The sequence below is a fragment of the Actinospica sp. genome, assembly GCF_035552695.1.
Taxonomy (GTDB): Bacteria; Actinomycetota; Actinomycetes; order Streptomycetales; family Catenulisporaceae; genus Actinospica.
In genome coordinates this window covers 1-12,480 of sequence record NZ_DASZKT010000094.1, presented here as the reverse complement: position 1 = coordinate 12,480, position 12,480 = coordinate 1, and the positions used below count along the sequence as shown (strand labels likewise).

Here is a 12,480-nt window from a genome sequence, read left to right as displayed (position 1 = left end):
GGGACGGGCGGAACTCCTCGATCTGCTGAGCGATTCGGCTGCTCGGCGGCTAAGTCGCGTGCATCGGCGCGGTCGGGCGCGGGGTCGGCCGCAGGGCGGGGGCAGCGCGCGAATCGTGCGGGGCGGCGTGTCTGAGGACGGCGGCGCCGGCGGGGGCCGGGCGAGTCGCCGTGATGCCGAGGGCCAGGGCGGCTCCGGTCAGCAGGGATGCCGCGCTGCGGTGACGCCTTCGGCGCAGCCGGTGCCTGGTCAGAACCGGTCTCAACTCCACGGGGTATGCCTCGAACATGGTTCGCTCCTCTCTCGGAGTACGTCTCGGTGCGACTCTCCGAGATCCAGTATGCATGAACATTCTGGACTGCGCATGTTTTTCCGGAGTGGTTGAACCGTTTGGTCAGAACGTGTTCTGTGAGTAGGTCAGAACGTGTTCTGTGAGCGCGGAGTGGACAGGGTGGGCGAGGATATCGCACAATTGGCACTCGACGTATCAGAGTGCCAATCGGGAGCGTGACCGTGCCGACGTACCAGTACCAGTGCACCGAGTGCGGCGAGGCGCTCGAAGTGGTTCAGAAGTTCACCGACGACGCGCTGACCGTCTGCCCGGCCTGCGAGGGCAAGCTGCGCAAGGTCTACTCCGCGGTCGGCATCGTGTTCAAGGGCTCGGGCTTCTACCGCACGGACAGCCGCAGCGGCTCGTCCAGCTCCAGCGCGCCCGCCGCCAAGTCGGAGGGCAAGTCCGAGGGCAAGTCGTCGGAGAGCAAGTCGGACGGCGGGTCCTCGGCAAAGTCCGACAGCTCCTCGTCGAGCGGCTCGTCGGGCTCGACCGGCTCCTCTTCGACCAGTTCCTCGTCAGCCGGATCCTCGTCGTCCTCGACTTCGAGCGCGTCGTCCGCGGCCGCCTAGCCCGCGGATCGACTCAGACCTGGAACCAGACCGCCTTGCCGGTCCGGGTGTCCCGGGCGCCCCAGCGCTTCGAGAGCTGATCCACCAGGAACAGGCCGCGGCCGCCCTCGTCGGTCGCCGCGGCGGTGCGCACGCGCGGCATGCGCACATCCTGGTCGTAGACCTCGATCCACAGCGAGCCGCTGCCCCGCCGCGCGACGACCTCGACCTGCCGCGGCTCCGGGCCGTAACCGCCCTCGCCGCCGGTCGGCATCGGGACGTTGTCCAGCAGCGCCAGTTCAAGCGACTCCAGGTCCAGGTCCTCGACCGCGTCCGGGTCGAATCGCGGGGCCGGCGCCGGTCCCGCGGCGTGCCGGACCGCGTTCGTGACCAGTTCGGAGAGCAACAGCTCCACGGTGTCCGCCTGCGCCTGCATGCCCCACTGCTCCAGCACGGGCCGGATCGCGGCGCGCGCGGCCGACGGGGAGGACGGGGTGGCGGGCAGGCTCAGCCGCCACAGCGGCAGCGGGCCCACACCGGTGCGCATCGCGAGCACGGCGCGGTCGTCGTCCGCCGGGCCGATGCTCGTGCTGGACCGCAGGGCCGCGCGGCACAGCGCGGCGGGCGTCGCGTCCGTGCCGCCGGGGCCGTTGCCGTCGAGCACCTCCTCCAGCGCCTCGCACAGGTCGCGGACGCCCTCGTCCACCGAGCGTCCGCGCTGCTCGACGACCCCGTCCGTGTAGAGGAAGATCGTGTCGCCGGGTGCGACCGTGAACGTGTGGTCGTTGAAACTGAAGCCGCCCACGCCCAGCGGCACGTCAGGCGGCACCTCCATCGGATGGCAGCCGTGCGCGCCGGCCAGCAGGGGTGGCGGATGGCCCGCGTTGGCCAGCACGCATTCCCTGGTGAACGGGTCGAAGACCGCGTAGACGACGGTGACGAGCAACGCCTCGTTGAGGCCCTGGACGAGGCTGTCGAGGTGCTGCAGGACCTGCGCCGGCTCCTCGTCGAGGACCGCGTACGCCCGCAGCGCCGCCCGGAGCTGGCCCATCACCGCCGCCGCGTGCGCGCCGCGGCCCTGGACGTCGCCGATGACGATGCCGACACGCCCGGCCGAGAGCTCCATCACGTCGTAGAGGTCGCCGCCGACGTCCGACTCGTCGCCCGCGTTGTAACCGACTTGCACCTCGACGCCGTCGATCGTCGGCAGGTGGGCGGGCAGCAGCGAGTGCTGCAGGGCCAGGGCCAGCGAGCGCATCGACTCGTAGAGGGACGCGTTCTCCAGCGCGAATCCGGCGCGCGCCGCGACCTCCTCCACCAGTTCCACGTCGGCCGCGCTGAACTTCCGGTTGATCCCGTCAGCGCCGACCGCGAGCACGCCCTTGATCCCGCGCGGGCCGAGCAGCGGCACGGCGATCACCATCGCGGCGTCGTACATCAGGCTGTGCGTGCTGCGCCCGGACTGCTGCGCCTCGGCCGGACGCGGCTGGTCGAACTCGGCCAACACGGGCGCGCCGGTGCGTAGCGCGACGGCGCAGGGGTGCTCGTTCGGGTACACCACGCGACGGTCCGCCGGGCCCGGCATGCTCACCCGGCGCGCCCGCTCCCGGTCCAGCCGCACGCTCACGGCGCGGCGCAGCGTCCCGGTGTCCTCGAGCAGGTCCACGACGCACTGGTCGGCGAACGAGGGCACCACAAGTTCGGCGATCGCGGCCAGGGTGCGGCCGGTGTCCAGCGAGGTGCCGAGCAGCCTGCCGGCGCGGGAGAGCAGCGTGGCCCGCACCGAGCCGGGCTCCGTGCCACGCTCGGCGCGTCGTCTTCCGGGCACGGTCGGTGATCCCGCGACCCCGGCCGAGCCCGCACCGGGAGTGTTCGTGGTGCCCACCACCTGACCTGCCATCAGCCCACCTTTCGAGCGACCGCCGGACGGAGCGGACGCCGCGCGCGACCCGCCGTCCGGCTGATCCAGTGTGGCACTTCCGGCGCGCCGAAAACAGCAAAGCGTCTGCATTCCCCGGAGCGTGCGGGAGTGTTGGAGTGAGCATACAAGTCGGGGCAATTCGTCCGGACGGTTTAGGGTGACGGTCTGTCAGATCCACAGTGACGCACCGTGAGGAGCGAATCTTGGCGACGACCCCGGAGCCTGCGGGCGCCTCGCCCGCGCCGCGCCGTTCCCGCGGGCTGCTCTGGCGCGGGCTCGGCGCGGTGGCCGTGCTGCTCGTCCTGGCGCTCGCGGCCGGGGCGGGTTTCACCTGGTGGCGGCTTGATCGCGCGCTGCACGCCTCGTATCCGCAGACCTCGGGGGCGCTGCGGATCGAGGGTCTGAGCGGCTCGGTGACCGTCGATCGGGACTCGTCCGGAATTCCGCAGATCTACGCCTCGACCTCGGCGGATCTGTTCCTCGCCGAGGGTTATACACAGGCGCAGGACCGGTTCTGGCAGATGGACGTCTCGCGGCACTACGCGGCGGGAACTCTCGCCTCCGTGCTCGGCCAGTCCTATCTGGAGCACGACGAATTGGCCCGAACGCTGGGTTGGCGCACTCTCGCGGCGCAGTCGTACGACAAACTCCAGGCCCGAACTAAGACTTATCTCCAGGCTTATGCACAGGGTGTGAACGACTATCTCGCGGCGCGTCCGAGCGGCTCGGGCCTCTCCTTCGAGTACTCGGTACTCGGGCTTCCGGACACCCATTCCGCGAAGGGATATGCACCCGCTCGGTGGACCCCCGTCGATTCACTCAGCTGGCTGCAAGCGAACTCCTGGAACCAGGATGGCGGAATCGACCAGGAGGTCTCCCGCGCGCTGCTCAGCGACACGTTGACGCAGGCGCAGATCGCTCAGCTCTACCCGGCGCAGGGCGCGGACTCGGGTTTCGCCGCGTGGGCCGTCTCCGGCAAGCTCACGTCCACCGGCTCGCCGCTGCTGGCCTCGGCGCCGGTCGCGCCACCCGCGCTGCCCTCCGCCTGGTACCAGATCGGGCTGCACTGCACGAGCGTGACCACGACTTGCCCCTTCGACGTCGCCGGATACACCGAGCCCGGGATCCCCGGCGTGCTGATCGGGCACGATCGCTCGATCGCCTGGAGCTGGAACGGCCGGGCCGCGCAGGACTCCGAGCTCTACCTGGAGAAGGTAGATGGTTCGGACTATTCGTATGACGGGCACGATTACCCGCTGACACAGCGTCAGGAAACGATCCAGGTGGCGGACGGATCGCCGGTCACGATCACGGTGCGCGCCACCGGGCACGGCCCGCTGCTCTCCGACGTCTCGTCCGACTTCCGCCGCGTCGGTCATACGAGTGGTGCGTCCGGGCTATCCGTTGAGTCGACGTCGCTGCTGCCGAACACCACGGCCGACGCGCTCTTCGCCCTCGACCAGGCCGCGAACTGGAACCAGTTCAGCGCCGCGGCCGGCGAATTCACTGCGCCGGACGAGGGAATGGTCTACGCGGACAACGCGGGCAACATCGGCTACCAGGGCCCCGCCGCACTGCCCGAGCGCGCGTCGGGTGACGACGGCACGGCACCCGTCCCGGGCTGGACCTCGACGTACGCGTGGGCTACCGCTTCCACCACGACTGCCGCTGACGGAACGTACGCCGCGCCAGTCCGGGAACTCGATCCGGCGGACGGCTACATCGCGGGTGCGCCGGGCGACGTGCTGGGAGTACGCGCCGAGCGTACCGCCGCTGACCTGCGAAGCGGCACGTCGGTCGGTCAGAAGCTGAGCGCCGCGGGGCTCGCGGCTATTCAGGGCGACGCGTACGACGCGGAGGCGGCGGTTCTCGTCCCCTACCTGCTCAAGGTGGGGGTGGACGACTTCACCCAGCCCGCCGTCGCACTGCTCAAGGGCTGGGACTACACCGAGCCAGCCGGATCGAGCGCCGCGGCGTACTACAACGCGGTGTGGGCTGAGCTGCTGAAACTCGTGATCGACAGAGAGTTGCCGCAGGACGAATCGGCCTCGCAGCTCGCGCTCAACGGCTCAGTGCGCTGGGACGCCGTCATCAACGCCCTGCTTGAGCAGCCGAACAGCACCTGGTGGGGCGCATCGAGCTCGAACAAGGTCCCGGTACGCGACGCTCTGCTGGCCGAGGCGCTGCAGAAGGCCAGGCTCGATCTCACGTCGCTGATGGGCAAGGACGTCTCGAAGTGGACCTGGGGACGCGTGCACACGCTGACCCCGGAGAACCAGACTCTCGGCGTCGGCTCGCATCCGGCGCTGGTCAAGTGGCTGCTCGACGGCGGCAGCATCGGTGTGCCGGGCGGCGGTTCGGACGTGGCAACCGCCGACTGGAACGTGGCGTCCAGCGGATTCGCGGTCGGCGCGGCCCCGGCGCTGCGGATGGTCGTGGACCTCGGCGACCTCGACGACTCGCGCTGGATCGGGCAGACCGGCGAGTCGGGGCATGTGGGTGACGCTGACTACCTCGACCAGGCGCCGCTCTGGGCCGCCGGCGATACGAAAACCTGGGCGTATTCCGTCTCGGCGGTTCGCGCGGCGACGCAGCAGCGGCTCAACCTGGCGCCGCGGCAGTAAGGGAGCTCGGCAGCGAGACGGGTCGGGCAGCAAGACAGGTCAGGCAGCGAGGCAGGTCAGGCAGTGAGGTAGCTCACAGCCCGGAGAATTCCACCAGCCGTGCCGCGGCGCACGCGGCGTCCACGGCCCGATCGTGCGGCTCGACGGCGGCCGGCTCCAGCGTGCCGAGCTCGTCCTCGTAGACGAACGCGCAGGTCCACGGCGTTGCCAGCCCGGCGTCCCGGGCCGCGGCGATTCGCGCGAGCACCCGGTCGTAGCTCCCGCCGCCGCGGCCGAGCCGCACGCCCGCGGCCGTCACCGCGAGCGCCGGAACGACCATGACTTGTGCCCGTAACACCGCGTCCGCTCCGAGCGTTAGGCCCGGCGGCCGCCGAGTGCCCGCGCCGCCGTCGCCCAGCGCATCCGGGTCCCCGTCGTACCGCGCCCAGTCCAGGTCGCGATCGGCCAGTAATACCGGAAGCAGAACCCGCACATCCCGCTCCAAGAGTGCTGCGATCATCGGGCGGACGTCCGGCTCGGTGCCGAGCGGCCAGTAGGCGGCGACCGTATCCGCCGAGGTCAGGCGCGAATCGTCGAGCAGCAAAAGGGTTGCGGCGCGCGCCTGCCGCGCGCGCTCCCGATTACCGAGAGCTCGACGATTGTTTACGAAACGTGATCGTGCCGTGGCTTTCTCGTAGATCTGATCGGGCATTCTGGGTCCTGTACGGTGCTGGGCCTTCATCGGCGCTGTGGGGACGGGGCATTCTCCTACGACCTAGCCTGACGTATAGGGCGCGTGAGAAGGGAACGGCACGACCGCGGCCATGGCCTCTACACAGTGGTTCACCGACGGCGGTTGGGTCCTGCTCGGGCTCGGCCTGGTCTGCCTCGGCCTGGCCGTCGTGCTGGCCCGGGTCGTCGTCCTGCTGCGCGACCGGGATCGGCACAACGAGGCCCACATCGACCGGCTGCGCCGCGAGCTCAGCGGCCTGGAGCAGGGCCGCGAGGACCTCGAGCGGCTCAGCGCGCTCGACCCGGTCACCGGCGTGTGGAACTACCGCTACCTGCAGCAGGCGCTGGCCCGCGAACTCGGCTGGGCGGCCCGGGACCGGCGGCCCTTCGCGCTGCTGGTGCTGGAGGTGGACGGCTTCGCGGACTACACCGCGGCCGCCGGGCACCAGAAGGCCTTCGGCACCCTACGTGACCTGGCCCAGCGCCTCAGCGTGGAGATCCGCTCCGGCGACACCTTCGCGCGCTATGGCGGGGACGAATTCGTCGCGCTGCTGCCGGGTGCCACCGCCGAGGGCGCGGTGGGCGTGGCCGAGCGGCTCTGCTACGCGGTGCGCAAGACGGTCGCCCACCAGGAGGAGGCGGCCGCCGAACTGACCCTGTCGGTGGGCATCGCCTGCTTCCCGGAGGCCGGCGAGCACGCGGCGAGCCTCGTCGGTGCCGCGGACAAGGCGCTCGCCGGGGCCCGGGCCAACGGCGGCGACGGCTGGGAGCTGGCCGGGGCGAGGTAGTTTTAACCGGCTATCAAACTACGGCTCGCTCTAGGTGACCGGACGACCCGGTATCGTGCCCTCATGCCGATCCGTAAAGCCGTCATCCCCGCCGCCGGGCTCGGGACGCGGTTCCTGCCCGCCACCAAGGCGACGCCCAAGGAAATGCTGCCGGTGATCGACAAGCCGGCCATCCAGTACGTCGTGGAGGAGGCGGCCGACGCCGGACTCGACGACGTGCTGATGATCACCGGGCGCAACAAGCGGCCGGTCGAGGACCACTTCGACCGCGCCTACGAGCTCGAAGGCGCCCTCGCGGCCAAGGGGGACACCACCCGGCTCGAGGCCGTCCGCGCGTCCAGCGAGCTCGCCACCGTGCACTACGTGCGCCAGGGCGATCCGAAGGGCCTGGGCCACGCCATCCTGTGCGCGGCGCCGCACGTCGGTAACGAGGCCTTCGCGGTGCTGCTCGGCGACGACCTGATCGATCCGCGCGATCCGCTGCTGACCCGGATGATCGAGGTGCAGGAGCAGCACGGCGGCTCGGTCGTCGCGCTGATCGCGGTGGACCCGGAGCAGATCCACCTCTACGGCTGCGCCGCCGTCACGCCGGTGGACGGCGAGGCCGACCTGCTGCGCATCACCGACCTGGTGGAGAAGCCCGACCAGTCGGTGGCCCCCTCGAGCCTGGCCGTCATCGGCCGCTACGTGCTCGACCCGGCGGTCTTCGACGTGCTGCGCGAGACTCCGCCCGGCCGCGGCGGCGAGATCCAGATCACCGACGCGCTGCGCACCATGGCGGCCGACCCGGGGATCGGCGGCCCGGTGCACGGCGTGCTCTTCTCCGGCCGCCGCTACGACACCGGCGACCGCGCCGACTACCTGCGCACGATCGTCCGGCTCGCCTGCGAGCGCGAGGACCTCGGCCCCGGGCTGCGCGAGTGGCTCGAGGCGTTCGTCGCCAAGGGATTCACGGACTGATCCAGTGCCCGGCCATCCGCGGCCCAGCTCGGGCAGGCCGCGGGTGGTGACGGCACCGTGAACAATTCGCAAGCCTTCGGCGCGGGGCGGTTACGCTGACTGCATGAGGAGTGTCGAGGAGCACCTTTCCGCCATCTTGTCCCGGCTCAGGCCCCTGCCGCCCTTCGAGCAGCACCTGCTCGACGCGCACGGGCACTACCTGGCCGAGGACGTCGAGGCGACCCGGGACCTGCCCGCCTTCGACAACTCCGCGATGGACGGCTACGCGGTTCGCCTGGTCGACGTGCTCGGCGCCGACGAGGACACGCCGGCGATCCTGGCCGTCGAGCAGGAACTCCCGGCGGGCTGCCCGCCCAGCGAGATCGAGCTCGCGCCCGGCACCTGCGCCCGGATCATGACCGGCGCGCCGGTGCCGCCCGGCGCGGACGCGATCGTGCCGGTGGAGTGGACGGACGCGGGCGCCACCGGGGACGGCAGCGTGCGGATCAACCGGGCGCCGAGCCAGGGCATGCACGTCCGCTCGAAGGGCGAGGACGTGCGCGCCGGGGAGGTGGTGCTCACCGCGGGCACGCATCTGGGGGCCCGTCAGATCGGCCTGCTCGCCGCGATCGGCCGCGACCTGGTCTCGGTCCGGCCCACCCCGCGCGTCGTGGTCATCTCCACCGGCGCCGAACTGGTCGAGCCGGGTACGGAGCCGGCCCCGGGCCAGATCCACGACTCCAACAGCTTCACTCTGGCGACCGCCGCCAAGGAGGCCGGTGCCGAGGTCTATCGCGTCGGCATGGTCCCGGACGAGGGCAAGGTGCTGCTGGACACCATCGAGGACCAGCTGATCCGCGCCGACCTCGTGATCACCAGCGGCGGGGTGAGCATGGGCGCGTACGAGGTGGTCAAGGAGACGCTGGGCCGACTCGGCACAGTCGAGTTCACGAAGGTCGCGATGCAGCCCGGGATGCCGCAAGGCTACGGCGTGATCGGCCCGGACGAGACGCCGATCTTCACGCTTCCCGGCAATCCGGTGTCCGCCTTCATCTCCTTCGAGGTTTTCGTCAAGCCGGCGCTGCGAGCGCTGCAGGGACTCAGCCAACTGGATGAAGAGCCGGAGAAGGCCTTGGCCGCGGAGGCCTTCGGTTCCCCTGAGGGGCGGCGCCAGTTCCTGCGCGGCAAACTGGTGAAGAGCCCGGAAGGCAGGGAGAACAGCGTCATCCGAGTGACCCTCGCCTCGGGCTCCGGCTCTCACCTGATGGGCGGACTCGCTCACGCGGACTGCCTCATTGTCGTACCGGAGAACGTCACGCGGGTGGAGGTCGGCGAGCCGGTCGAGATCCTGAGATTGGAGACCGCGTGACCAAGTCGGAGCAGTTCACTCACCTGGACGCGAGCGGCGCGGCCAGGATGGTGGACGTCGCGGAGAAGCCGATCACCGCGCGCGAGGCGGTGGCCAGCGGCCGGGTGGCGGTGAACGCCCGGGTGGTCGAGTTGCTGCGCGGCGGCGGGCTGCCCAAGGGCGACGCGTTGGCGGTGGCGCGGATCGCCGGGATCCAGGGGGCGAAACGGACCAGCGAGCTCATTCCGCTGTGCCACCCGATCGGGATCGCCGGAGTGAGGGTGGACCTCGAGGTCGAGGACTCGGCGGTGGCGATCCGCGCGCGGGTCAAGACGGCCGACCGCACCGGCGTGGAGATGGAGGCGCTGACGGCGGTCGCGGTCGCCGGCCTCGCGTTGATCGACATGGTCAAGGCCGTTGACCCGGCGGCGGTGCTCGGGGAGATCATGGTGGAGTCGAAGACCGGCGGAACGAGCGGGGACTGGCACCGATGAACGCGATCAACTGCAGCGCCCGGGTCGTCGTGGCGTCCAACCGTGCCTCGAGCGGGGTCTACGAGGACACCACGGGTCCGCTGATCGAGCAGGCGCTGAAGGCTCAGGGCCTTGACGTCGAGGTGGCCGTCGTGCCGGACGGCGACCCCGTCGAGCAGGCGCTGCGCGAGGCCGTCAAGGCGGGCTGCGCGCTCGTCGTCACCACCGGCGGCACCGGGATCAACCCGACCGACCGCACCCCGGAGGCGACTCGGGCCGTGCTCGACTACGAGATTCCGGGCATCGCCGAAGCCATCCGCGCGCAGGGCGTGCGGAAGATCGCCACCGCCGCGTTGTCTCGCGGAACCAGCGGAGTCGCCGGTAGTACTCTGATTGTCAACTTGCCCGGCTCGTCCGGCGGGGTGAAGGACGGACTCGCCGTGCTCCTCCCGCTGCTCGGACACGCACTGGACCAGCTTGCCGGCGGCGACCATGTGCGCGGAGGCGACTGACGGTGACCGGGGTGCAGGGCTATCCGCGGGTGCTGGCCGAGGGGCCGGTGAGCCTGCGGCCGCCTCGGTTGCGCGACGCGGAGGCCTGGCGCGAGCTGCAGACCCGGAACCAGGCGTGGCTCTCCCGGTGGGAGGCGAGCGTGCCGCCGAACACGCCCTTCTTCCGGCGGCTGAGTTACCGTCAGTTGGTGCGCCGGGGTCGGCGCGAGGCCACCCAGGGTCGCATGCTGCCGTTCAACGTCTGGTACGACGAGTCGGCCGACGAGCGCCACCCGGGCAACGAGCGTGCCCGCATGGTCGGGCAGATGAATATCGCGGGCATCACGTGGGGCAGCCTGTGCAGCGCCAACATCGGTTACTGGGTGGACGAGCGTGTCGCGGGCCGCAACGTGACTCCGACGGGGCTCGCCCTGGCCATCGACTACTGCTTTCAAACTGTCGGGCTGCACCGCGTCGAGGTGAACATCCGCCCGGAAAACGCCCCGAGTCGGCGTGTCGCGCAGAAGTTGGGCCTGCGCGAGGAAGGTCTGCGAGAGCGTTATCTGCACATCGACGGCGGGTGGCGGGATCACTATTCGTACGCCGTGACCCAGGAAGAAGTCCCCGAGGGGATGCTGGCGAGGTGGCGCGCGGCGCAGGCTTCCCCGATCGGGTGAGATGAGGAGTAGTACCGGATCTGACGGGGTAAAAGAAGATGGGCCCTAATCCGGGTTATCAGATCACTCGAATTTTCTTACCCCGACACGCCGAAATCTGTCGCCGTAGGAGGTCGTACCACTCTACGGTTGTGTTATGAGCAGCAGCGGGCTTATCTACGCCTTCATCGTCGGTGCCTGGGCCGTATACCTCGTGCCCATGTGGCTGCGCCGCGAGGACGAGCTGAACAAGGCGCGGCAGACGCAGCGGTACACCACCGCCATCAAGGTGCTGTCGCACAAGGACTCGTTCGAACGTCGGTACGGCGCGGCCGACGAGCAGGAGCAGGCGCGCGAGCTGCCGTTGGCCGCCGGCCAGAGCGGACCCGCCCCGACCGCCGGGCAGCGCACGCTGGACCGGATCAAGCAGAAGGAGCGGGAGCGCACGGTCGCGAGTGCGCCCTCCGCGCGCCGGGTGACCGCCAAGGTGGCCGCGAGCGGTTCCAGGTCGGAGGCGCCGGCGAAGCGCAAGCCGGGCTCCGCGCCGATCTCGGGGAAGTCGGGCTCGGCGAAGTCGGGCTCGGTGTCCGGTAACCCGGGCTCCGGGAAGTCGGTCTCGGGAAACTCGGCCCGGGGGAACACAGTTTCCGGGAACTCGGGCTCGGCGCAGGAGTCTTCCTCGAGCGTCTGGACCCCGGCCCCCCTCTCATCGTCCGCGCCTTCGCCGTCGCAGTCCTCCGCGTCCGCGTCCGGTGGCGTCGGCCCGCGTTCCGGCCTGCGCGCCCGGCGTCGCAAGGTGGTCGGCTTCCTGTTCGCGCTGACCAGCCTCGGCGCGATCGTCTCGGCCGACCTCGGGCTCGGCTACGTGTGGGCGATGCTGCTCCCGGCCGCCGCGCTCACCACCTACATCGCCTGGTGCCGCAAGGACGAGCGCGCCCGCGCCGCCGAGCGTGCCCGCCGCCACGCCGTCGCGGTCCGGGCCGCCCACGAGGCGGAGCGCCGCGAGCTGGAGCAGCAGCGCCAGCTCGAGGAGGCCGAGCGCCTCGAGCGGGAGGAGTTGGCCCGCCGCAACGCCGTAGCCCGCCGTCGCGTCGCCGCCGCCCGCTCCCGCGCCGAGCGCCGTACCACCCCCGGCAGCCCCGACCAGGGTGACCTCCCCCGCGCCGCCAACGGCTGAGCCGCCGCCGAACAATCGGTTTCAGCCGTGCGCCGCCGCTGTGATAACCTCATCCACGTCGCAGCCGCTGTCATCAGCGGTCGCGAGGCAAGATGGGCCTGTGGCGCAGCCCGGTAGCGCACCTCGTTCGCATCGAGGGGGTCAGGGGTTCAAATCCCCTCAGGTCCACAACGGAACAGCAGGTCAGAGGCCCTAGCCGATCTTTCGGCTAGGGCCCCTCATCATACAGGTGGGCGAGATGTGGGCAAGTCCCATTTCGGCGCGGTGCGGATCGGTGCGCGCAGGTGCGTGATTGACGTCACACCGTGCTTGGCGCTAGAGCTTCGGAGGCGCACCATCGTTCACCCCGTTTTGAAGAGGGTCCGGACCGCATGGAACTCGAGCGGAACGATCTTTCCCAAGGCTTGGTGGCGCATTCACTAGAACGCAGAAGCGACCTTAGGATGACCCGCACACCCCAACCGTCCGAG

At 70.5% G+C, this 12,480-nt stretch carries 11 protein-coding genes and 1 tRNA gene; 10 read left to right on the top strand and 2 right to left on the bottom strand.

The genetic code is table 11. The features are described from left to right. The first annotated feature begins 513 nt into the window (after window positions 1-513). Window positions 514-903: an FmdB family zinc ribbon protein gene (locus VG296_RS12245; protein WP_349259536.1), complete on the top strand. Its 390-nt coding sequence runs from the start codon at window positions 514-516 to the stop codon at window positions 901-903. Between the two features lie 13 nt (window positions 904-916). Here VG296_RS12245 and VG296_RS12240 read toward each other — a convergent pair whose 3' ends face one another. Next, complete coding sequence (locus VG296_RS12240) at window positions 917-2,782, bottom strand: ATP-binding SpoIIE family protein phosphatase (RefSeq protein WP_325565790.1); 1,866 nt, start codon at window positions 2,780-2,782, stop codon at window positions 917-919. Window positions 2,783-3,006: 224 nt separating this feature from the next. Between VG296_RS12240 and VG296_RS12235 the strand changes: the two genes are divergently transcribed. Next, on the top strand, window positions 3,007-5,427 hold the full coding sequence (locus VG296_RS12235; protein ID WP_325565789.1) for a penicillin acylase family protein: 2,421 nt from the start codon (window positions 3,007-3,009) through the stop codon (window positions 5,425-5,427). 73 nt (window positions 5,428-5,500) lie between these two features. Here the strand turns inward: VG296_RS12235 and VG296_RS12230 are convergent, their stop codons facing one another. Beyond that, complete coding sequence (locus VG296_RS12230) at window positions 5,501-6,118, bottom strand: 5-formyltetrahydrofolate cyclo-ligase (RefSeq protein WP_325565788.1); 618 nt, start codon at window positions 6,116-6,118, stop codon at window positions 5,501-5,503. 112 nt (window positions 6,119-6,230) lie between these two features. On the opposite strand from VG296_RS12230, the gene VG296_RS12225 reads away from it, so the two are divergent. From VG296_RS12225 to VG296_RS12190, 8 genes are all read left to right on the top strand, one after another. After that, on the top strand, window positions 6,231-6,926 hold the full coding sequence (locus VG296_RS12225; RefSeq protein WP_325565787.1) for a GGDEF domain-containing protein: 696 nt from the start codon (window positions 6,231-6,233) through the stop codon (window positions 6,924-6,926). A 63-nt stretch (window positions 6,927-6,989) separates the two neighbouring features. Continuing rightward, the gene (gene galU / locus VG296_RS12220) at window positions 6,990-7,886 is read left to right on the top strand and encodes a UTP--glucose-1-phosphate uridylyltransferase GalU (RefSeq protein WP_325565786.1); all 897 of its coding nucleotides are present in this window, start codon (window positions 6,990-6,992) and stop codon (window positions 7,884-7,886) included. 103 nt (window positions 7,887-7,989) lie between these two features. Beyond that, window positions 7,990-9,234: a gephyrin-like molybdotransferase Glp gene (gene glp / locus VG296_RS12215; RefSeq protein ID WP_325565785.1), complete on the top strand. Its 1,245-nt coding sequence runs from the start codon at window positions 7,990-7,992 to the stop codon at window positions 9,232-9,234. Window positions 9,235-9,281: 47 nt separating this feature from the next. Continuing rightward, complete coding sequence (moaC, locus tag VG296_RS12210) at window positions 9,282-9,707, top strand: cyclic pyranopterin monophosphate synthase MoaC (protein WP_349259535.1); 426 nt, start codon at window positions 9,282-9,284, stop codon at window positions 9,705-9,707. Next, window positions 9,704-10,198: a MogA/MoaB family molybdenum cofactor biosynthesis protein gene (locus VG296_RS12205; protein ID WP_325565783.1), complete on the top strand. Its 495-nt coding sequence runs from the start codon at window positions 9,704-9,706 to the stop codon at window positions 10,196-10,198. Before moaC ends, VG296_RS12205 begins: the two co-directional genes overlap by 4 nt. 2 nt (window positions 10,199-10,200) lie before the next feature. After that, window positions 10,201-10,854, top strand: coding sequence for a GNAT family protein (locus VG296_RS12200; protein WP_325565782.1), 654 nt, complete (start codon window positions 10,201-10,203; stop codon window positions 10,852-10,854). A 136-nt stretch (window positions 10,855-10,990) separates the two neighbouring features. Continuing rightward, complete coding sequence (locus tag VG296_RS12195; RefSeq protein WP_325565781.1) at window positions 10,991-12,010, top strand: hypothetical protein; 1,020 nt, start codon at window positions 10,991-10,993, stop codon at window positions 12,008-12,010. 94 nt (window positions 12,011-12,104) lie between these two features. Continuing rightward, window positions 12,105-12,178, top strand: a tRNA-Ala gene (locus tag VG296_RS12190). Window positions 12,179-12,480: the final 302 nt, after the last annotated feature.

Coding starts and splice junctions, on each gene's coding strand:
- VG296_RS12240 (WP_325565790.1), bottom strand. CDS start 2,782: ATGGCAGGTCAGGTGGTGGGCACCACGAACACTCCCGGTGCGGGCTCG.
- VG296_RS12230 (WP_325565788.1), bottom strand. CDS start 6,118: ATGCCCGATCAGATCTACGAGAAAGCCACGGCACGATCACGTTTCGTA.
- VG296_RS12225 (WP_325565787.1), top strand. CDS start 6,231: ATGGCCTCTACACAGTGGTTCACCGACGGCGGTTGGGTCCTGCTCGGG.
- galU (WP_325565786.1), top strand. CDS start 6,990: ATGCCGATCCGTAAAGCCGTCATCCCCGCCGCCGGGCTCGGGACGCGG.
- glp (WP_325565785.1), top strand. CDS start 7,990: ATGAGGAGTGTCGAGGAGCACCTTTCCGCCATCTTGTCCCGGCTCAGG.
- moaC (WP_349259535.1), top strand. CDS start 9,282: ATGGTGGACGTCGCGGAGAAGCCGATCACCGCGCGCGAGGCGGTGGCC.
- VG296_RS12205 (WP_325565783.1), top strand. CDS start 9,704: ATGAACGCGATCAACTGCAGCGCCCGGGTCGTCGTGGCGTCCAACCGT.
- VG296_RS12195 (WP_325565781.1), top strand. CDS start 10,991: ATGAGCAGCAGCGGGCTTATCTACGCCTTCATCGTCGGTGCCTGGGCC.